Source organism: Streptomyces sp. NPDC058239, assembly GCF_042882185.1.
GTDB lineage: Bacteria > Actinomycetota > Actinomycetes > Streptomycetales > Streptomycetaceae > Streptomyces.
The window spans coordinates 1-22,474 of the sequence record NZ_JBHVWS010000002.1; the positions used below are offsets into that span (position 1 = coordinate 1).

At 72.4% G+C, this 22,474-nt stretch carries 5 protein-coding genes; 2 read left to right on the forward strand and 3 right to left on the reverse strand.

Features of this window, described 5'->3' with window-relative positions:
• The first annotated feature begins 90 nt into the window (after window positions 1–90).
• Entirely contained in the window at window positions 91–4,068 is a 3,978-nt protein-coding gene (locus ACFVYE_RS02660) for an amino acid adenylation domain-containing protein (RefSeq protein ID WP_389603733.1), read from the forward strand.
• Complete coding sequence (locus ACFVYE_RS02665) at window positions 4,068–17,816, forward strand: amino acid adenylation domain-containing protein (protein ID WP_389603735.1); 13,749 nt, start codon at window positions 4,068–4,070, stop codon at window positions 17,814–17,816. Before ACFVYE_RS02660 ends, ACFVYE_RS02665 begins: the two co-directional genes overlap by 1 nt.
• A 158-nt stretch (window positions 17,817–17,974) precedes the next feature.
• Here the strand turns inward: ACFVYE_RS02665 and ACFVYE_RS02670 are convergent, their stop codons facing one another.
• The 3 genes from ACFVYE_RS02670 to ACFVYE_RS02680 all read right to left on the reverse strand — a co-directional run bounded on the left by ACFVYE_RS02670 (window position 17,975) and on the right by ACFVYE_RS02680 (window position 22,370).
• Window positions 17,975–19,039, reverse strand: coding sequence for a threonine/serine dehydratase (locus tag ACFVYE_RS02670; RefSeq protein ID WP_383976030.1), 1,065 nt, complete (start codon window positions 19,037–19,039; stop codon window positions 17,975–17,977).
• A gap of 293 nt (window positions 19,040–19,332) precedes the next feature.
• Window positions 19,333–21,666, reverse strand: a complete 2,334-nt coding sequence (locus ACFVYE_RS02675; protein ID WP_389603737.1) for an ABC transporter permease — start codon at window positions 21,664–21,666, stop codon at window positions 19,333–19,335.
• Window positions 21,663–22,370, reverse strand: coding sequence for an ABC transporter ATP-binding protein (locus ACFVYE_RS02680; protein ID WP_383976027.1), 708 nt, complete (start codon window positions 22,368–22,370; stop codon window positions 21,663–21,665). The genes ACFVYE_RS02675 and ACFVYE_RS02680 overlap by 4 nt, the downstream gene beginning before the upstream one ends.
• Between the last annotated feature and the right edge of the window lie 104 nt (window positions 22,371–22,474).

Consider the following 22,474-nt stretch of genomic DNA (forward strand, 5'->3'; position numbering starts at 1 on the left):
CCGGTGGGTGTGGGTGGTGAGTTGTATGTCGCGGGTGTGCAGTTGGCTCGTGGTTATGTGGGTCGTGCGGGTCTGACGGCGGAGCGGTTCGTGGCGTCTCCGTTCGGTGGGCCGGGTGAGCGGTTGTATCGCACGGGTGACTTGGCGCGGTGGAATGCGGACGGGCAGTTGGAGTATCTGGGGCGGGCGGATGAGCAGGTGAAGATCCGTGGTTTCCGGATCGAGCCGGGCGAGGTCCAGGCTGTCGTCGCCGAGCATCCCGAGGTTGCTCAGGTGGTGGTGATCGCCCGTGAGGACACCCCGGGCGACAAGCGCCTGGTCGCCTACGTCGTTCCGGCCGATCGCCGCAACGGCGATGAACTGATGCAGAACGTGGGCCGGTTCGCTGCCGCTCACCTGCCGGAGTACATGGTGCCGTCGGCGGTCGTTGTTCTGGACGCGCTGCCGCTGACGGTCAACGGGAAGCTGGACCGCAAGGCCCTGCCCGCCCCGGAGTACACGACCGGTTCCGGCCGTGGACCGTCGACGGTGCGCGAGGAGATCCTGTGCGCGGCCTTCGCCGAGGTTCTCGGCCTGGACAGCGTCGGTGTGGACGACAGCTTCTTCACTCTGGGCGGTCACTCCCTCCTCGCGATCCGGCTGGTCGAGATCCTGCGCACCCGCGGCGTGTCCATCTCGACGCGGGCGCTCTTCGAGTCGCCCACCGTGGCGGGCCTTGCGGCGGTGGCCGGGGCCGAGCAGGTCGTCGTACCGCCGAACGTCATCCCGGAGGATGCGCAGGCGATCACGCCGGAGATGCTGCCGCTGGTCGATCTGACCGCCGAGGAGGTCGAGCGGGTCGTTGCGACGGTGGACGGTGGCGCGGCGAATGTGGCCGACGTCTACCCACTCGCTCCTCTCCAGGAGGGGTTGCTCTTCCACCATCTGCTGGCCGACGGCGGCGAGGACGCCTACGTCATGCCGACGGTGCTGGAGTTCGACAGCCGTGAACGGCTCGATGCGTTCGCCGACGCGCTTCAGAAGGTCGTGGACCGGCACGACATCCTCCGCACCGCCATCCTCTGGGAAGGTCTGCGTGAACCGGTGCAGGTGGTGTGGCGGCACGCCGTACTGCCCGTCGAGGACGTCGAGCTCGACCCGCACGGGGCGGACCCGGCGGGCGAGCTGGTCGCGCTGGCCGGTTCCCGCATGAACCTGGGCCGAGCGCCGCTGATCGGGCTGCATGTGGCGGCCCTGCCCGGTGGAGACCGGTGGCTCGCGCTGTTCCGGGCGCACCACATGGTGCAGGACCACACGGCCGTCGTGGTGATGCTCGAGGAAGTGCAGACGGTGCTCGCCGGGCGGGCTGCCGAACTGCCCGAGCCGCTGCCGTTCCGCACCTTCGTCGCGCAGGCACGTGCCGGGCTCGACAGCGGGAGGCACGAGGCGTACTTCGCCGACTTGCTCGGTGACGTCACCGAGCCCACCGCGCCGTTCGGACAGGTGGACGTGCGGGGTGACGGCGCGGGCGTGAAGCGGGCCGGGGTGACGTTCCCCGACGAACTGAGCGCGCAGTTGCGTGAGTTGGCCCGTCAGATCGGCGCGAGCCCGGCCACGGTGCTGCACGTGGCGTGGGCGCGGGTTCTTGCCGCGGTCAGTGGCCGCGACGACGTGGTGTTCGGCACCGTCCTGTTCGGACGGATGAACGCCGGAGCCGGGTCGGACCGGGTGGCTGGTCCGTTCATGAACATGCTGCCCGTGCGGGCACGCCTGGGCGACGGCACGGGCGTCCTCGCGGCGGTGCAGGCGATGCGCGGTCAGCTCGCCGCGCTCCTGGAACACGAGCACGCGCCGCTCGCCGTGGCTCAGCGGGCCGGCAAAGTGGCCGCGGACGCGCCGCTGTTCACCTCGATGTTCAACTACCGGCACGAAGGCGGCCGTGCCTCGGCCCGGATCGTGGAGGCGGAGGAGGAACAGCGGGGTCTGGACGGGGTGAGGACCGTGCTCGTCGTCGACCGCACCAACTACCCCCTCTCGGTTGCCGTCGACGACGACGGCGACCGGCTGCGGGTGGTCGTCGACGCGGTCGCCCCGATCGACCCGCACACCGTGGGAACGCTCGTCCGCACGGCCACCGAGAACCTGGCGGTCGCGCTGGAAGAGGCGCTCGGCGGCGGCCCCGACACCCCGCTGAGCGGTATCCCGGTGCTCGACGACGCCCGGCGCCACCAGGTGCTCACCCAGTGGAACGACACGGGGGCCGAGGTGCCCTCGATGGCGGTGCCCGAGCTGTTCGAGGCGCAGGCGGCCCGTACTCCGGACGCGGTGGCGGTCGTCGCCGAGGGCGTCGAGGTGTCGTACGCGGAGCTGGACGCGCGGGCCAACCGGTTGGCGCACCACCTCGTCGGCCAGGGGGTGGGGCCGGAGTCGCTCGTCGGTCTCTGCCTGCCGCGCGGCGTCGACATGGTCGTGACGATCCTCGCCGCATGGAAGGCGGGGGCCGGATACCTGCCGATCGATCCGGAGTATCCGGCCGAGCGTGTTGCCTTCATGCTCGCGGACAGCGGGGTCGCGGTCCTGCTGAGCGAGGAGGAGGTGCTCGACGAGCTGCCGGTGGGACGGGTGCGTGCCATGGCGCTGGACGACCCGCTCGTCGCCACCGCGGTGAGCGCCTGCCCGGAGACCGCGCCGGGAGTGCACGTCGGGCCGGACGGCTTGGCGTACGTCATCTACACCTCCGGCTCCACCGGCCGCCCGAAGGGTGTGGCGGTCACCCACGGCGGTCTGACGAACTACGTCGTGTGGGCGAGCGAGGCGTACGGGATGCGGGACGGCGGCGGGGCTCCGCTGCACTCCTCGCTGGCGTTCGACCTCACGGTGACCAGCGTGCTCGTGCCGTTGGTGTCCGGCGCGGCGGTGGTGGTGAGCCGGCAGGGCGGGGCCGAGGGGCTTGCGTCCCTGGTCGGCACCGGCGGGGGATTCGGGCTGATGAAGCTGGTCCCTGCCCACCTGCCGTTGCTGACCGAGCTGGTGCCGGACGAACGGCTTCCGGGCGCGACGCGCAAGGTGATCGTCGGTGGCGAGGCGCTGACCGGCGCTGTCGTCCGCTCCTGGCTGGAGCGGGCACCCCGCTCGGTCGTCGTCAACGAGTACGGGCCGACCGAGACGGTGGTCGGGTGCACCGTCTTCGAGGTGGCGGACGGCCAGGACATCGGCGAATCCGTGCCGATCGGCAGGCCGAACACCAACACCAGGGTCTATGTGCTCGACGGCACGCTGCAGCCCGTGGTCCCCGGGGTCGCCGGCGAGCTGTACATCGCCGGGGCGCAGGTGGCCCGGGGCTATGTGCGGCGGCCCGGCCTGACGAGTGAGCGCTTCGTGGCGTGTCCCTTCGAGCCCGGTGGCCGGATGTACCGGACCGGGGACCAGGTCCGGTGGAACACGGACGGGCAGCTGGAGTACCTGGGGCGGGTCGACGAGCAGGTGAAGGTCCGGGGCTTCCGGATCGAGCCCGGTGAGGTCGAGGCGGCCTTCCTGACCCACCCGTCGGTGGGCCGGGCCGCGGTTGTGGCCCGCGAGGACACGCCCGGTGACGTCCGCCTCGTCGCCTACGTCGTGCCACCCGAGGGAGAGCAGCCGGACGACGGGGAACTCCCCGGTGTCCTGAGGAAGTTCGTCGCCCAGCGGCTGCCCGAGCACATGGTGCCCGCGGCCGTCGTCCCGCTGGAGCGGCTGCCGTTGACACCCAACGGCAAGCTGGACCGTAAGGCGCTGCCCGCCCCGGAGTACGCCGTTGCGGCGGGCGCGGGCCGGGAACCGTCGACGCCGCAGGAGCGCGCGCTGTGCGAGGCGTTCGCTCAAGTACTCGGCGTGGACGGTGTGGGAATGGACGACGACTTCTTCGAACTGGGCGGCCACTCCCTCCTTGCGGTCCGTCTGGTGAGCCTCGTGCGTGCGCGGCTCTCCGTCGAAGTCCCACTGCGAGTACTGCTCGACAACCCGACGGTGGCAGATCTCGCACAACAGCTCGGAAAACAGAAGTCAGCTCGGCCGGCGTTGCGGCCCATGCGTAACCAGGGGGATTCCTGATGTTTCCGTTGTCATTCGCGCAGCGCCGCCTGTGGTTCATCGAGCAGCTCGAGGGACCGAGTTCTACGTACAACATTCCAGTGGTCCTTCCGCTGTCGGGCCACATCGACCGGGAAGCGCTGGATGCCGCGCTGCGGGATGTGATCGCCCGCCACGAGGTGCTGCGCACGGTGTTCCCCACGGCCGACGGCGAGCCGTACCAGCACATTCTCAAGTTCGACGACGTGTCCTGGGAGCTGTCCTTCGCCGAGGTGGCCCCCCAGGACCTGCCGGCGGTCACCCGGGAGGCGGTGGGGCGGCCGTTCGACCTCTCCTCCGATGTGCCGATCCGCGCCTGGCTGTTCGCCACCGGGCCCGACGCGCACGTACTCGTCGTGGTCGTCCACCACATAGCCAGCGACGGCTGGTCCACCCGGCCGCTGGCCCGGGACCTGTCGATGGCGTACGCGGCACGGTGCGAGGGGCGGGTGCCGGAGTTCGATCCGCTGCCCGTGCAGTACGCCGACTACACGCTGTGGCAGCGTGAACTGCTCGGCGACGAGAGCGACCCGGACAGCGTGCTCTCCCGTCAGATGACCTACTGGCGCGAGCAGTTGGCGGGAGTTCCGGAGCAGCTGGAGCTGCCCTACGACCGGCTGCGCCCGGCGGTGGCCGGGTTCCGCGGCCACACGGCGCCCCTGACGGTGCCCGCCGAGGTGCACGCACGGCTCATGGAGATGGCGCGTGCGTCGGACGTCACGATGTTCATGGTGGTCCAGGCCGCGCTCGCCGCGCTCCTGTCACGCCTGGGCGCGGGCACCGACATCCCGATCGGCGCCGCGGTCGCCGGGCGCACCGACGTGGCTCTGGAGGACCTGGTCGGGTTCTTCGTGAACACCCTCGTCATGCGTACGGACCTGTCGGGTGACCCGACGTTCTCCGAACTGCTCGCCCGGGTGCGGGAGACCGGGTGGAGCGCGTTCGCGCACCAGGACGTGCCGTTCGAGCGGCTCGTCGAGGAGCTGGCCCCGACGCGTTCGCTGGCCCGGCACCCGCTGTTCCAGGTGATGCTCACCATGCAGAACACCGCCGGCGCGGACCTGGACCTGCACGGCGTCCAGGCCGGGGGAGGAGCGGACGGCGTCCGGCCGGATTCGCTGACCGGCGACCTCGCGGCCAAGTTCGACCTGGAAGCAAGCGTGGCCGAGGCGTTCGACGCCGACGGCCGGCCGGCCGGGCTGCGCGGCGAGCTCATCGCTGCGGCGGACCTGTTCGACGTCGCGACCGCCGAGCGCCTGGCCGAGCGTCTGGGCCGGCTCCTCGCCGCGGTCGCCGCCGACCCGGAGATCCGTCTGAGCGCGGTCGACGTCCTGGACGCGGACGAGCGCCGCCGGGTCCTCGTGGACTGGAACGACACCGCGGTCGAGGTGCCGCAGGCCACCGTGACCGAGCTGTTCGAGACGCAGGTGGCCCGCACCCCGGACGCGGTGGCCGTGGTGTGCGACGGCGCCGAGCTCACCTACGCCGAACTGGACGCGCGCGCCAACCGGCTGGCCCGGCACCTGATCGGCCTGGGCGTCGGCCCGGAGTCGCGGGTCGCGGTGTGCGTGGAGCGCGGAGCGGACGCGGTGCCGGCCCTGCTCGGCGTGCTCAAGGCGGGCGGTGCATACGTGCCGGTGGACCCGGCGTACCCCGCCGAGCGGATCGCGTACATGCTGGCCGACGCGGCGCCCGTGGTGGTTCTCGCCGACTCGGCCACCGCCGCGGCCCTTCCGTCCTCCGGGCCGCGGGCCGTGGTCCTCGACGCCCCGGAGACCGCCGCCGCGCTCGCCGCGCTGCCCGCGCGGGCTCCGGCGCAGGACGAGCGGATGGCCCCGCTGACCCCCGGCCATCCGGCGTACGTCATCTACACCTCCGGTTCCACGGGCCGCCCGAAGGGCGTCGTGGTGGAGCACCGGTCGGTGGCGGGGCTGCTGGCGTGGGCTGCCGCCGAGTTCGACGGTGCCGACTTCTCCCGCGTGCTCCTTTCGACCTCGTTCACCTTCGACGTGTCGGTCTTCGAGCTGTTCGGCCCGCTGGTCACCGGCGGATCCGTCGAACTCGTCCCGGACCTGCTCGCGCTCGCCGACGCCGAGCGCGGCCCGTTGCAGGTGAGCCTGGTCAGCGGTGTCCCGTCGGCCTTCGCCCGGATCCTGGGCCGCTCCGGCCCCGAGGTCCGGCCGCGCACGGTGGTCCTCGCGGGCGAGGCGCTCACCGCCGACACGGTGGCCGGTATCCGCCGGGAGCTGCCGGGCGCGCGGGTGGCGAACATCTACGGTCCGACCGAGGCGACCGTCTACACCACCGCCTCGTACGTCGACACCGACGTCGAGGGTGCCGTGCCCATCGGTGGGCCGATCTCCAACGCCCGTGTGTACGTTCTGGACGACCACCTCTCGCCGGTCGCACCCGGAGTGGCCGGTGAGCTGTACATCGCCGGCGCGGGCCTGGCGCGGGGCTATCTGCGCCGCCCCGCACTGACCGCCGAACGTTTCGTCGCCGACCCCCACGGGGCGCCCGGACAGCGCCTGTACCGCACGGGTGACCTGGTCCGGTGGAATGCCGACGGGCAGTTGGAGTACCTGGGCCGCGCGGACGAACAGGTGAAGGTCCGCGGGTTCCGCATCGAGCTGGGCGAGGTCCAGTCGGCGGTGGCCGCGCACCCATCGGTGGCCCAGGCCGTGGTGGTGGCCCGTGAGGACGTGGCCGGTGACAAGCGGCTGGTGGCCTACGTCGTGACCGACGGGGCGCCCGAGGGGGAGCTGTCGGCCGCGGTGCGGGCCCGGGTGGCGGAGCGACTGCCGCAGTACATGGTGCCGTCGGCCGTGGTGGCCCTCGACGCGCTGCCCCTGTCCCCGAACGGCAAACTGGACCGCGCGGCGCTGCCCGCCCCCGAGTACGCCGCAGGCTCCGGCCGTGGGCCGTCGACGGTCCGCGAGGAGATTCTCTGCGAGGTGTTCGCCGAGGTCCTGGGGACGGACGGGGTCGGCGTCGACGACGACTTCTTCGCTCTGGGCGGTCACTCCCTGCTTGCAGTACGGCTGGTGGAGGTCCTGCGTACCCGTGGTGTGTCCATCTCGGTACGGGCGTTGTTCCAGAGCCCGACTGTGGCCGGTCTTGCGGCCGTGGCCGGTGCGGAGAGCGTTGTCGTACCGCCCAACGCGATTCCGGAGGATGCGCAGGCGATCACGCCGGAGATGCTCCCGCTGGTCGACCTGACCGCCGACGAGATCGAGCGAATCGTCGCCACCGTGGACGGCGGTGTGGCCAACGTCGCCGACATCTACCCGCTGGCCCCCCTCCAGGAAGGTCTGCTCTTCCACCACCTCCTCGCCGACGGCGGCGAGGACGCCTATGTGCTGCCGACCGTCGTCAGGTTCGACTCGCGTGAGCGCCTTGAGGCGTTCACCGACGCCCTTCAGCAGGTCGTGGACCGGCACGACATCCTGCGGACCGGCATCGGGTGGGAGGGCTTGCGCGAGCCCGTACAGGTGGTGCGGCGCCGTGCCGCCCTGCCCATCGAGGAGGTCGCACTCGACCCGCACGCCACGGACCCGGTGGCGGACCTTGTCGCACGGGTCGGCTCGGCCATGGACCTGCGGCGTGCGCCGCTGATGCAGGTGCACGCGGCGGCCGAGCCGGACGGCGGAGCGTGGCTCGCGCTGGTGCGGATGCACCACATGGTTCAGGACCACACGGCGCTCGAGGTGCTGCTCGCCGAGGTGGAGGCATTCCTTTCCGGACGCGGCGACGAGCTGCCCGAGCCGCTGCCCTTCCGCGACTTCGTCGCCCAGGCGCGTGGCGGGGTGGCCCGCGCCGAGCACGAACGCCACTTCTCCCGGCTCCTCGGCGATGTGACCGAACCGACCGCGCCCTACGGCCTGATCGACGCGCACGGCGACGGCGCGGCGGCGGTCCGCGCCAGGCTGCCGTTCCCGCCGGACCTTGTGGCACGGGTGCGCGGTGTCGCCCGCAGCCTGGGCGCCAGCCCCGCCACCGTGCTGCACGTGGCGTGGGCGCGGGTGCTCGCCGCGGTCAGCGGCCGCGAGGACGTGGTGTTCGGCACCGTCCTGTTCGGGCGCATGAACGCCGGCAGCGGATCTGACCGCACGCTGGGCCCGTACATCAACACGCTGCCGGTGCGGATGCGTACCGGCGAACTCGGGGCGGCGGCCGCGGTCGCCGCGATGCGCGGCCAGCTCGCCGAACTCCTCCACCACGAGCACGCGCCCCTCGCACTGGCCCAGCAGGCCAGCGGCGTGCCCGGTGACACCCCGCTGTTCACCTCGCTCCTCAACTACCGCCACAACACCGGCCGTCCGGCCGTCGGGGCCGCGGACGAGGCGGGCGCGGAAGGGACCGCGGGCATCAGGGCCGTCTTCTCCCAGGAGCGCAACAACTACCCGCTGACCGTCTCGGTGGACGACGACGGGGACGACGGCATCGGACTCGCCGTGGACGCAGTGGCCCCGATCGACGCGACGGCGGTGGGCGACCTGCTGCACACCGCCGTGGAGAACCTGGTGACGCTGCTCGAAGGCGTCCTCGACAGCGGCCCGGACCGGCCGCTGCGCACCGTCGAGGTGGTGGACGCGGACGAGCGCCGCCGGGTGCTCGTCGAGTGGAACGACACGGCGGACGACACCCCGCTTCGGCCGGTGCCGGAGCTGATCGGGCAGCGGGCCGCCGAGGACCCGGCGGCGGTCGCCGTGGAGTGCGACGGCGCCGAGGTCTCCTACGGCGAGCTGGACGCGCGGGCGAGCCGCCTGGCGCATCTGCTGGTCCGCCACGGCGTGGGCCCCGAGTCGGTGGTGGGCCTGTGCCTGGAACGCGGTGTGGACGTGCTGGTTGCCGTCCTCGCGGTATGGAAGGCCGGTGGTGCCTACCTGCCGGTCGATCCCGAATACCCGGCGGAGCGTGCGGCGTTCATGCTGACGGACGCCGCGGTGACGTGCGTCCTCACCGGGCACGGCTCCCGCGGCCGGCTTGCGGAGTTCCAGCAGCGGTCCGCTGCGCCGGTGGTGGTGCTCGATGAGCCCGCGGTGGAGGCCGAGCTCGCCGGACTGCCGGAGACGGCGCCGACGGAGGACGACGGCACAGGCACCCCCTTGTCCGCGCAGAGCGCCTACGTCATCTACACGTCCGGGTCGACGGGCCGCCCCAAGGGCGTTGTGGTCACCCATGGCGGCCTGGCGAACTACGTGGCGTGGGCGAACCGGACCTACGGCATGGCGGAGGGGGGCGGCGCACCGCTGCACTCGTCGCTCGCCTTCGACCTGACGGTCACGAGTCTGCTGGTGCCCCTGGTGTCCGGCTCCCGCGTCGTGGTCAGCCGCGAGGGAGGGCCCGAAGGCCTTGCCGCCGCGGTGCGCGACTCCGGTGAGTTCGGCCTGGTGAAGGTCGTGCCCGGGCATCTGCCACTGCTTTCCCGGCTGCTGGAGGAGGGAGAGCTCGCCGGGGCGGCCCGGCGCTGGATCGTCGGCGGTGAGGCGCTGCAGGGCGCTGATGTGCGTGCCTGGCTCGACCAGGCGCCCGGCTCCCTCGTGGTCAACGAGTACGGGCCGACCGAGACGGTGGTCGGGTGCTGCGTCTTCGAGGTGGCGGCCGGTCAGGAGGTGGGCGAATCGGTGCCCATCGGGCGGCCGATCGCCAACACCCGCCTGTATGTGCTCGATGCCGGCCTGGCGCCGGTCCCGGTCGGTGTGGCGGGCGACCTGTACATCGCGGGGGCCGGCCTGGCGCGCGGCTACGCGGGCCGGGCCGGAAGCACGGCCGAGCGGTTCGTGGCCTCGCCGTTCGCACCGGGCGAGCGCATGTACCGCAGCGGCGATCTGGCCCGGTGGCGCGCGGACGGCGAGCTGGAGTACCTGGGCCGTTCCGATGAGCAGGTCAAGATCCGCGGATTCCGCGTCGAGCCGGGCGAGATCGCGTCCCTGCTGGCCGAGCACCCGTCCGTGGCCCGGGCGGCGGTCGTGGCCCGCGAGGATGCTCCGGGCGACAAGCGCCTGGTGGCCTATGCCGTGCCGGACGATCCCACGCAGGGCGGTGAACTGGCCCAGGATCTGAGTCGGTTCGCGGCCGGGAGGCTGCCCGCGCACATGGTGCCGGCCGCGGTCGTCGTCCTCGACGAGCTGCCGCTGACGGTGAACGGCAAGCTGGACCGCGCGGCGCTGCCCGCACCGGAGTACACGGCGGGCGCGGGCCGAGCGCCCGCCGACGCCCGCGAGGAGATCCTGTGCGAGGTGTTCGCCGAGGTCCTCGGCGTTGAACGGGTCGGCGTCGACGACGACTTCTTCCGCCTCGGGGGGCACTCCCTGCTCGCGGTGTCGCTCGTGGAACGGCTGCGGTTGCGAGGCGTCTCCGTCTCGGTCCGGGCGCTGTTCGAGACGCCGACGGTGGCGGGCCTGGCCGGCGACACGGCCGCCGCGCGCATCGCGGTGCCGCCGAACCAGATCCCCGATGGCGCGCAGGAACTCACTCCGCAGATGCTGCCGCTGGTCGACCTGTCCGACGAGGAGATCGAGCGGATCGTCGCCACGGTCGAGGGCGGCGTCGCCAACGTGGCGGACGTCTACCCGCTCGCCCCGCTGCAGGAGGGTCTGCTCTTCCACCACCTGATGGCGGGGTCCGGACGTGACACCTACGCGGCCCCCACGGCGCTCGAGTTCGACTCACGTGCCCGCCTCGACGCCTTCGTGGACGCACTCCAGCAGCTGGTGAACCGGCACGACATCTACCGCACCTCCGTGGTGTGGGAGGGGCTGCGGGAACCGGTGCAGGTGGTGTGGCGCAACGCCCGGGTCCCCGTCGAGCACGTGACGCTGGACCCGGACGGCGAGGAGCTGGTGGACCAGCTCCTCGAACTCGGCGGCGCCACCATGGACCTGACCCGGGCGCCCCTGGTCGACCTGCACATCGCGGCCGTTCCCGGCAGCGACCGCTGGGCGGCGCTGCTGCGCATGCACCACATGGTTCAGGACCACACGACCATCGAGGCCGTCTTCGAGGAACTCCGCGCCTTCCTGAGCGGTCGGGGAGCGGAACTGGCGGACCCCCTGCCCTTCCGCGACTTCGTCGCCCAGACCCGCAGCGCAGACGAACGCGAGAAGCACGAGCGGTACTTCGCCGAACTCCTCGGCGATGTGACCGAACCGACCTCCGCGTACGGCGTCACGGACGTGCATGGTGACGGCACCGACCTGAACAAGGCCCACCTGGGATTCGAGCCGGCCCTCGACCTCCGGGTACGCGCCACCGCGCGCCGCCTCGGAACCAGCCCCGCGACCCTGCTGCACGTGGCGTACGCCCGGGCCCTCGCCGCGGTCAGCGGCCGCGAGGACGTTGTCTTCGGCACCGTCCTGTTCGGCCGGATGAACTCGGGCGCGGGCTCCGACCGGGTGCTCGGTCTCTTCATGAACACCCTGCCGGTCCGGGTGCGCATGGCCGGTGTCGGAGTCCTCGAGGCGATCGGCGCGATGCGCAGCCAGTTGGCCGGGCTCCTCGAGCACGAGCACGCACCGCTCGCCGTAGCCCAGGGTGCCAGCGGCGTCACCGGTGACATCCCCCTGTTCACCAGCCTGCTGAACTACCGCCACAACACCGCAGGACCGGCCGCCCGCACCGTGGACCGCGGCCGGAACGAGGGATTCGAGGGCATCCGCAGGCTGTTCATGCGGCCCCTCAACAACTACCCGCTGACCGTCGCCGTGGACGACAACGGCGACAGCATGGGCCTGGTCGTGGACTCCGCCGACCCCGGCGACCCGCACGCGGTGAGCCTGCTGGTGCGCACCGCCCTCGACCACCTGGTCTCGGCGCTGGATTCCGCGCTGGACGGCGGCCTCGAACTGCCGCTGAGTTCCATCGACGTACTGCCTCAGGACGAGTTGCGCCGGGTCCTGGTGGAGTGGAACGACACCGCGGCCGAGGTACCCGCCGGTACGGTGGCGGCCCGGTTCGAGGAGCAGGCCGCCCGCACCCCGGACGCCGTGGCGATCGTCGCCGACGGTACGCAGGTGTCGTACGCGGAACTCGACGCCCGCGCCAACCGCCTTGCGCACTACCTGATGGACCAGGGCGTGGGGGCGGAGTCCCTGGTGGGTCTCTGCCTGGGCCGCGGAGTGGAGATGATCGCGGCGATCCTGGCCGTGTGGAAGGCCGGTGCGGCCTATCTGCCGATCGACCCCGAGCAGCCCGCCGACCGGGTCGCGTACCTCATCACCGACAGCCGTGCCGCGCTGACGCTGACCACCGAGGAGATCCTGGACGACCTGCCGGCGGGCAAGCGGCTCGTCGCCCTCGACTCCCCGCTGATGACGATGCAGCTGGACGCGGCCGAGGAGACGGCCTCGCAGGTCACTACGGCCCCGGACGGGCTCGCGTACGTCATCTACACCTCAGGGTCGACGGGCCGCCCCAAGGGCGTCGCGGTCACCCATGGCTCGCTCTCCAACTACGTGGCGTCCGTGCCGGGCCGCGCCGGGCTCGGCGCACCGGGCGACCGGTACGCGCTGCTCCAGGCGCAGGCCACCGACCTCGGCAACACCATGGTGTTCGCGAGCCTGACCACCGGCGGTGAACTGCACATCCTGGACGAGGACGCGGTCACCGACCCGGCGGCCGTCAGCCGGTACCTGGCCGAGCACCGCATCGACCACCTCAAGGCGGTGCCCTCCCATCTGGCGGCGCTCGGTGCGGCCGGGGACCTGAGCGCGGTGCTGCCCGCCAAGTCGCTGGTCCTCGGTGGCGAGGCCGCACAGCCCGAGTGGGTGCAGGCACTCCTGTCCGCCGCGGACGGGCGCGCGGTGTTCAACCACTACGGCCCGACGGAGACCACCATCGGCGTGGCCACGACCGCGCTGACGGCCGATGTGGTGGCCGACGGCTCGGTACCCGTGGGCACGCCGCTCGCCAACACCCGCTTCTACGTCCTGGACAACAGGCTCCGGCCGGTGCCGGTCGGCGCAGCCGGTGAGCTGTACGTCGCCGGGGCAGGCCTGGCGCGCGGCTATGTGCGCCGCCCCGGCCTGACCGCGGAACGCTTCGTGGCCAGCCCGTTCGGCGCGAGGGGCGAGCGGTTGTACCGCACCGGCGACCTGGCGCGCTGGGACGCGCACGGTCGCCTGGTGTTCGCAGGGCGGGCCGACGAGCAGGTGAAGATCCGCGGCTTCCGCATCGAGCCCGGCGAGGTCCGATCGGCCCTGGCCGCCCACCCGATGGTGGACCAGGCAGTGGTGATCGCCCGCGAGGACATCCCCGGCGACCGGCGCCTGGTGGCCTACGTGGTGACCGACGACCCGGAGACCGCGCAGGACTCGGGGCTGCCCGCGACGATCCGCAAGTTCGCCGCGCAGCGCCTGCCGGAACACATGGTGCCCTCGGCGGTGGTGCTCCTCGACCGGTTGCCGTTGACGGGCAACGGCAAGCTGGACCGCAAGGCCCTGCCCGCCCCGGAATACCACGGGGTCCAACAGCCGGGCGGCCGGAACCGGGGGGCCGGTCTCCAGGAGGAGATCCTCTGCATGGCGTTCGCCGAGGTCCTGGGGGTGCCCGCGGTCGGCGTGGACGACGACTTCTTCGAACTCGGCGGCCACTCGCTGCTCGCGGTCCGGCTGATCAGCCGGATCCGGGCCCTGCTCGGCGTCGAGGTCGAGATCCGCGACCTGTTCGAGGCGCCGACCGTCGCCGGTCTGGCCGAGCACCTGGCCGGGGCGCGCGAGGCCCGGTCGCCGCTGGTGTCCGGTCCCCGGCCCGCACAGCTGCCGCTGTCGTACGGCCAGCGCCGCCTGTGGATCATCGACAAGCTGGAAGGCGCCAGCGACACCTACAACATCCCCGTCGCCGTACGGCTGGCGGGCGAGGTGGACCACGCGGCGCTGAACACGGCGCTCCGGGATGTCATCGCACGCCACGAAGTGCTGCGCACCGTGTACGCGGTGGCGGACGGCGAGCCGTACCAGCAGGTCCTCGACCCGGCCGCACTGGAGTGGGAGCTCACCGTGACCCGGGTCGCTCCGGAGGAGCTGTCCGGGGCGGTCGCCGACGCCCGGCGCCACCCCTTCGACCTGTCGGCGGACGTGCCGGTCAAGGCCTGGCTGTTCGAGACGGGCGCGGACGACCGCGTCCTCGTGGTGCTGATCCACCACATCGCCACCGACGGCTGGTCCTGGGCGCCACTGGCCCGCGACCTGTCCGTGGCGTACGCGGCGCGCAGCGAGGGCCGGCCCCCGCAGTGGCAGGAGCTGCCGGTGCAGTACGCCGACTACGCGCTGTGGCAGCGTGAGGTGCTCGGCGACGGGGACGACCCGGACAGCCTGCTCGCCCGTCAGGTCGCCTACTGGCGCGAGGCCCTCGCCGGCATCCCCGAGGAGCTCACGCTGCCGACCGACCGGGGGCGCCCGGCCGTGGTCGGCCACCAGGGCTACCGCGTACCGATCGAGGTTCCGGCCGAGGTGCACGCGCGGCTTCTGGAGGTCGCGCGGGCCGAGGGCGTGACGATGTTCATGGCGCTGCACGGCGCGCTCGCGGTGCTCCTTTCCCGCCTCGGCGCGGGCACCGACATCCCCATCGGATCGGCACACGCAGGACGCACCGACGAAGCCCTCGACGACCTCGTCGGCTACTTCGTCAACACCTTCGTGCTGCGCACCGACCTGTCGCAGGACCCGACCTACCGCAGGGTGCTGGAGCGGGTCCGGGAAGCCGGCCTCGGCGCGTTCGCCCACGCGGACGTCCCCTTCGAGCGGCTCGTCGAGGAACTCGCCCCCGCCCGGTCGCTGGCGCGCCACCCGCTGTTCCAGGTGATGCTGCTCCTGGAGAACACCGCCGAGGCGGTGGTCGATCTGCCCGGCCTCGCCGCCGACGGGGGCGCCCCGCCGCGGCCGGCCTCCGGCGAGGCGTCCGTGACGGAGTCGGTGGTCAAGTTCGACCTGGACGTGAGCATGGTCGAGACGTACGACGCCCAGGGCGCGCCCGCGGGCCTGCGCGGCACCGTGACCGCCTCGGCGGACCTCTTCGAACCCGCGTCGGTGGTGCGCATCGGTGACCGCCTCAACCGCGCCCTCGCGGCCCTCTCCGCCGCCCCGGACACCCGGCTCAGCGCCGTGGACGTCCTGGAGGACGACGAGCGGCATCGCATGCTGACCGAGTGGAACGACACCGCGGCCGAGCTGCCGGACACCACGGTCGGCGCCCTGTTCGAGGCGCAGGTCGCGCGCACCCCCGACGCGACCGCCCTGACCTTCGGTGACGTCGCCCTCAGCTACGCCGAGCTGGACGCGCGGGCCAACCGCGTGGCGCGGTATCTCGTCGGCCGGGGAGTAGGGCCGGAGTCGGTCGTCGCGGTCGTCTTCGACCGCACCGTCGATCTGGTCGTGGCGCTGCTCGGCGTGGTCAAGGCCGGAGCCGCCTACCTGCCGATCGACCCGAACTACCCCGCCGACCGCATCGCGTACGTCATCGCCGACTCCGGCGCGATGTGCGTGCTCAGCGGCGAGGGCATGCGGGACCGGCTCGATTCGTTCGACGTGGGCGCCGACGCCGCATCCGGGGTGCCGGTGGTGCTGCTCGACGACCCCGAGGTGACCGCGGAGCTTGCGGCCCTGCCGGACCGGGCCGTCGGCGACGACGAGCGCACACGTCCGCTGTTGCCCGGGCACCCCATGTGGGTGATCTACACATCCGGGTCCACCGGACGCCCCAAGGGCGTGCTCGTCGAGCACCGGGCGATCGTCAACTTCCTCACGTCGATGCAGGACTCCTTCCCGCTGACCGCCGCCGACCGGCTGCTCGCGGTGAGCACCCACGGCTGCGACATGGCCGGGTTCGAGTTCTATCTGCCGCTGCTCAACGGCGCCCGGCTCGTCCTCGCCGCGCAGGAGCAGGTCCTCGACCCGTGGGCACTGCGGGAGCTGATCCGCACCGATGGTGTGACGATGGTGCACGCAACGCCGAGCCTGTGGCGCGGCCTGGTGGCGGACACCGACGACCCGGTCGACTTCACCCGGGTCCGTGCCCTGATCGGCGCAGAGGCGCTGCCCGGGGATCTCGCCCGTATCCTGCTGGGCCGCACACCGACCCTGACCAACCTGTACGGCCCGACGGAGACCACCACCTGGTCGACCGCCAAGGTGCTCCGGCCGGAGGCGGCCGACGCCACCTCGATCGGCTCCCCGATCGGCAACACCCAGGTCTACGTCCTGGACGACGGCCTGGTCCCGGTGGCGCCCGGCGTGGCGGGCGAGCTGTACATCGCGGGTGAGGGGCTGGCTCGCGGATACCTGGGCCGCCCCGGCCTGACGGCGGGGCGCTTCGTGGCCTGCCCGTTCGGCGCCGCAGGGGAGCGGATGTACCGGACCGGCGACATGGTCCGGTGGACCGCGGACGGCGACCTGCAGTACGTCGGACGCGCCGACGACCAGGTCAAGGTGCGTGGCTTCCGGGTCGAACTCGGCGAGATCGAGGCCGTTCTGGCCACACACCCCTCGGTCGGGCAGGCCGTGGTCGTGGTGCGCGAGGACACGCCGGGCGACCACCGCCTGGTGGCCTACGTGGTGCCCGGTTCGGCCACCGGCCCGAAGGAGGCGGAGGAGCTGGGCCGGGAGGTGCGCGGGCTTGCCCAGGGCCGGATGCCGGGATACATGGTGCCGTCCGCGGTGGTGGTGATCGAGCGGCTGCCGCTGATGCCCAACGGCAAGCTGGACCGCAAGGCGCTGCCCGAGCCGGGGGTCACCGCCGCCGACCCCACCGCCAACGGGGCCGTCACCGCCTTCGAGTCCAGTCTGTGCGAGGCGTTCGCCGAGGTCCTCGGGGTGGAGTCGGTCGGGGTCGACGACGACTTCTTCGCCCTCGGCGGGCACTCCCTGATGGCGGTCCGGCTCGTGGAGCGGCTGCGGGAGCGGGGCGTGTCCGTCGCGGTCCGCGACGTGTTCGCCGCGCCGACGGTCGGCGAGCTGGTGAAGGGGATGAGCCTGTCGTCGGTGCGCGACGCCCTCGACGAGTTGCTGCCGATCCGTACCGAAGGCAGCAGGCCGCCTTTCTTCTGCCTGCACCCCGCCGACGGCCTGAGCTGGTGCTACATGCCGCTGGCCCGGTACGTGCCCGGCGACATCCCGCTGTACGGCCTGCAGGACCGCGGGCTGCACGGCGCCGGCCGACTTGCCCGTTCCGTGGGCGAGATGGCCGACCGCTACGTCGAGCAGATCCGCAGGGTGCAGCCCTTTGGCCCGTACCACCTGCTGGGCTGGTCCTTCGGCGCGGTGGTCGGGCACGAGATCGCCGTACGGCTGCGCGCCGCGGGCGAGGAGGTCGCCGCACTGGTCGTTCTGGACCAGAACCCGGCCGTGCCGGACCCGGACGCCGGTCCTCTGGAGGACCTCACGGAGGTGCCCGACGAGGTGCTGGCGAGCGTGACCGAGATGGTGCGCCGTCAGGCGGGGGGCGCGCTCGGAGCCACCACGGAGGAGGAGTACGCGAACATCGCCCGGGTCCTGATGAACCAGCGTGAGATCCAACTGCGCCATGAGCAGGGCCTGTTCGACGGCGACATGCTGCTGATCGCGGCCGAACGGGAGGGCCGCGCCGGCCCGGTCACCGGCGAGGCGTGGCGGCCCCACGTCTCCGGAGAGGTCCACCGGACCGGAATCGACTGCGCCCACCACGAGATCGGCACGCCGGACAACCTGGCCATCGTGTGGTCCGCCGTGTCGGAATGGCTGGGCCTGGACGACTGACTGCTGCCGCGCGGCGCACGCCGCCGCGCGGCCCCGGCGGACATGCCGAAGCGGGCCGGGCGCCTCCACGACCTCGTGTCGTCGGACGCCCGGCCCGCTCCGTTCTGCGGCTCGGCTTCTTTGGCGCTGTCCTGCCCTGAGGCGCGCTACGGGCTGCCTCAGACCGCCGCGGTGTGCGGGCCGGAGGCCCCCTGGCCGGTCAGCAGCGAAGCAGCCAGACCCGGCTCGACGTTTCCGCCGCTGAGCAGCACTCCGACATCCGCGCCGTGGCGGGACGCGTGTTCCATGGCGGCCGCGAGCGCGGTGGCCGCCGCCGGCTCGATCACCAGCCGCGCGTGCAGGAACGCGGCCCGCATCGCATCGGCGATGGCTTCCTCCGACACCGTCTCGACCGCGGCCACGGCCCCCTGGACGAGGGCGAACGGCAGGGCGCCGATCCGGTCGGGGCGCAGCCCGTCGGCGATGGTGTGCCCGGCGGGCACGGTCACCGGCCGTCGCGCGCGCAGCGCCGTGGTGAGCGCGGGCACGGCCTGCGGCTCGGCCCCGACCACGGCCACCTTGCGTCCCTCGGCCGTCAGGCAGGCACCGGCGATCGCGCTGCCGCCGCCCACCGGGACCACCACCGCGTCCAGGCGCACGCCCTCCGCCGCGGCCTGGTCGAGCAGTTCGGCCGTGGCGGTCCCCTGGCCCGCGACGACGTGCGGGTTCTGGTACGGGTCGATGACGTCGTAGCCGTGCGCCTCGCGCAGGTCTGCCACGACGGCCACCCGCTCGGCGAGCAGGGTGCCGGCCGTGACCACGACGGCACCGGCCTCCCGGATCCGGTGGATCTTGGCGGGCGGGGCGTCGGTCGGGAGGACCACGATGGCCGGGAGGCCGTACTGCCGGGCGGCGAGGGCGACCGCGATCGCGTGGTTGCCGGTGCTCTGCGCGATCACCCCGCGGCTGCCGGACGCGACGAGGTGTTCCACCGCGAGGAGCGCCCCGCGGACCTTGAACGAGCCGCCGCGCTGCAGGTTCTCCGCCTTCAGCCACAGACGTGCGCCGCAGCGGGCGTCCAGTTGGTCGCAGCGCAGGACGGGCGTTCGCCACACCCGGCCGGCCAGGAGCCGCCCCGCCCGCTCGACGGCCGCGCGGTCAAGGCGCGCGCCCCCCTCCTTGCTGTCCGGAACGCTCGTCCTGTTGGCCGCGGGTATGTACTCGCGCGCATGACCGATGCCCATGAACTCCCCATGAATGCCAGAAATTCGGTGCCGCGTGCAGTGCCGGAAAAAAGCCGGACGGCAATGCCGGGTCGGGCGCCCGTGGTTGAGAGGGCGCGACCACGCGAAATCGGCAACGCGGCTTTTCGGAAAACCCTTTGGAGGGCAGATCTGCGTTCATGCTCGCATGTCTGCATTCGGCCGGGAAGGTGCACGGAAAGCCGTGGTGAACACGCAGAAGCCGACCACCGGTCGGTGGTCGGCGTCCGCGGTCGCAGGGTTTTCCTCCGGGGGATGTGGGAAAACCCTGCCCGTCATTCGCTGCGCAGTGCGTCCGCAGTGGCCATGCGGGTCGTCGCGCGCGCCGGGAAGAATGCTCCGAGAACCGCGATCACGATGCCGGCGAGGCCGAGGAGCAGCAGGTCCGGTGCCTGCCACACGTCCAGCATGCGCGCCGGCAGCTCCACCTTCGCCGCCTCACTGGCGATCGGCACGATCCAGCGGTGGGCGAGGACCCCCAGGGGGAGCCCGAGCAATCCGCCGACCGCCCCGACCGCCGCCATCGACGTCACCGTCATGCCGATCACCTGACGGGGCGTCATGCCGAGCGACTGCAGCGTGCCCAGGTCGCGGCGGCGCTCACGGGTGTTGAGCACGACCGTGTTGAACACCCCGAGCCCTGCGACGGTCGCCAGCATGAGGGTGAGGACCGCGGACAGGCCGATGACGGCCGTGGTGAAGCTGGAGGAGTCGTCGGTCGGGCGGGTGTAGAGGCCCGGGTCCGCCGACCGCACCGCGTCGCTGTACTGGGCGATGTTCGTCCCGGGGGACACCTGCACCAGGTACTGGAAGCGGGAGTTGAGCCGTGTGACGTCCAGGCCGCGGTCGGACAGCGCCCGCCAGTCCGCGTACAGCAGATCCCCGTTGTTCATCAGCGAGGCGACGACGGTTACGGGGGCCGGCTTGCCGCCCACCTCCATGGTCATCCGGTCACCGACGTGCAGCCCCCGCTCGCGCAGGAACGCCGTCGACGCGGCGACCTGCCCGGGCCCCTCGATCCAGTGCCCCTTGACGATCCGGTCCTGGAAGTCGAGTGCGGAGGTGTCCCCGCGCCAGAACTCCGCGACGGCCTTCTTGGAGCCCATGATGGAGACCGGGACATGCGCGTTGACTGTCACGCTCTTGGTGCCCTGCAGGGACCGCAGGGCCTTCTCGGTCTGTTCGTCGTCCAGCTTCGGCGCCGTCTCGCCGAACTGCGACTGGCCGGGCTGGACGACGATCTGGGCCGCGGAGGACGGGCTCTTGGCCTGCCCGAACTCGCTGACCGTACTGGCCAGACCGGTTGCGAAGGCCGCGATGGTCACGCCGAGGAGGACAGCCACCAGCGTCATCGCGGTACGGCCCGGCCGTGCGAAGGGCTGGCCCAGGCCGAGGCTGACCGGGCGCGGCAGCGAACTGCCGCTCAGACGGCGCTGGATCCGTAGCCCGCGGCCCCGGCGCGGGGCGCTGCCCGCGCTGATCGCCTCGGCCGCGGAGAGCCGGTGCGCCCGCATCGCCGGGACGGCCGCCGCGAGGACGACGAGGAGCGGCATGCCCACCAGGGCGGCCACGGGCACCCACCAGCTGACCGCGACACCACGGAGGTCCATGCCCGTTCCCTGGAACGCGCTGGTCAGCAACGGCTCCGTGGCGAGGACGCCGCCGACGGTGCCCAGGACGCAGCCGATCACCGCGGGCAGCGAGACCATCAGCAGGTAGACCGCGACCACCTGACGCGGCGTGAACCCCAGGGACTTGAGCACGCCGATGTGCCGGAATCCGGAGACGACGGCGCCGCTGATGACATTGGCGACGATCACGACGGCGACGATGAGGCCGAGGACGCCGAAGACCATCAGGAAGGGTACGTACACGCCCGGCCCGGAGGCCACGTCCTTCTTGATCGTGAGATACGACTGCGTGGCGACCAGCGAACCCTTCGGCAGTCCCGCCGTGGCCTTCTCGACGCTCTGCTCGACGTCGGCCTTCGTCGACGCCGACGAGAACCGGTACAGCATCTGCTGGGCCGTCGGGTGCATCGCCTTCATCTGCTCGGGCGTGACCCAGGCGTCGGCGGTCCGGCTCATGGTGTAGGCGTAGCCGACGATGGTGAGTTTCGTGCCTTCCGGGGTCACCACCTTGCCACCCGGTGGGAACGGTGCTCCACCGCCCCTCGCGGGCGGGGTCTGGTTCACCACGATCTCGCCGGGCTTGTCGGCCCAACGGCCGCTCCAGACATTCACCTTGTCCACCGGGCCGCCCGCGTCGCCCCGGCCCACCACGGTCAGAGGCCCCGTCAGGAAGGAGGCACTGCCCGGCGCGATGCTCACCGAGGTCTGGCCGAAGGGGCCGGCGGAGGCCTCGACGCCCGACCGCCGGGCGGTCGCGGAGAGCTGCTGTGCGGAGACCTCGGCGGGGTCGAAGGCGGCGACGGCGTGCGCGCCGTGCTGCTTGCCGAAGGCCCGGTCGAAGGGGCGGCTCGCGGAGTCGAGGAGCCCCGTCGCGACGACCACGGTCGCGGTGGACAGCAGGACGACCAGGCCGATGATGACCGTCTGCAGCCGGCGACGCCGGACGGCGGCCCGCGCGGCATGCCATACGGCGCTCATGCGGCCCGCTCCAGGACCTTCTCGCGGGCGATCCGGCCGTCCTCGAACTCGATGAGACGGGTCGCGCAACGCTCGGCGAGGCGCGGGTCGTGCGTGACGATGAGCAGCGTCTGGCCGATCGCGTTGAGGTCGAGCAACAGGTTCATCACCTGCTCGCCGCTGCTGCGGTCCAGGGCGCCGGTCGGTTCGTCCGCCAGCAGCAGGGACGGCTTGTTCATCAGCGCCCGGGCCACCGCGACCCGCTGGCGCTGGCCGCCGCTGAGCGTCGCCGGGTAGTTGTTCCGGTGGTCCGCGACGCCGAGCTGGTCGAGGAGGTCGAGCGCACGCTTGCGGGCCTGCCGGGCCGAGGTGCCGGAGAGCTGCCCGGCGAGCGCCACGTTGTCCAGCGCCGTCAGGTCGTCGAGCAGGTTGAAGAACTGGAAGACCATGCCGATCCGTCGGCGGCGGAACAGCGCCAGACCTGTCTCGTTGAGGCTGCCCAGGTCGTCGCCGTGGATGTTGATCAACCCCGCGGTGGGGCGGTCGAGGCCCGCGATCATGTTCAGCAGGGTGGACTTGCCGCAGCCCGACGGTCCCATCACCGCGACCGCCTCGCCCTGCCGGATCTCCATCGAGACGTCGTCGAGGGCGATGGACTGTCCGTACTCCTTGCGTACACCGTCCAGCCGTACGACGAGCTGGTCAGAACTGTTCTCACTGGTCATGCTGCGACGCTAGGCCGCGCGCCGGGGGCGGACGTCGGCCCCGGGAGGTAATTCGGCCGAGGGGTCATCCCTGCGATGTAGCTCCGGCACGCGCGAACGGCCCG

Bases quoted from the DNA above. Each gene is read 5' to 3' on its own strand.
- ACFVYE_RS02665 (WP_389603735.1), top strand. From the start codon at position 4,068: ATGTTTCCGTTGTCATTCGCGCAGCGCCGCCTGTGGTTCATCGAGCAG.
- ACFVYE_RS02670 (WP_383976030.1), bottom strand. From the start codon at position 19,039: ATGGGCATCGGTCATGCGCGCGAGTACATACCCGCGGCCAACAGGACG.
- ACFVYE_RS02675 (WP_389603737.1), bottom strand. From the start codon at position 21,666: ATGAGCGCCGTATGGCATGCCGCGCGGGCCGCCGTCCGGCGTCGCCGG.
- ACFVYE_RS02680 (WP_383976027.1), bottom strand. From the start codon at position 22,370: ATGACCAGTGAGAACAGTTCTGACCAGCTCGTCGTACGGCTGGACGGT.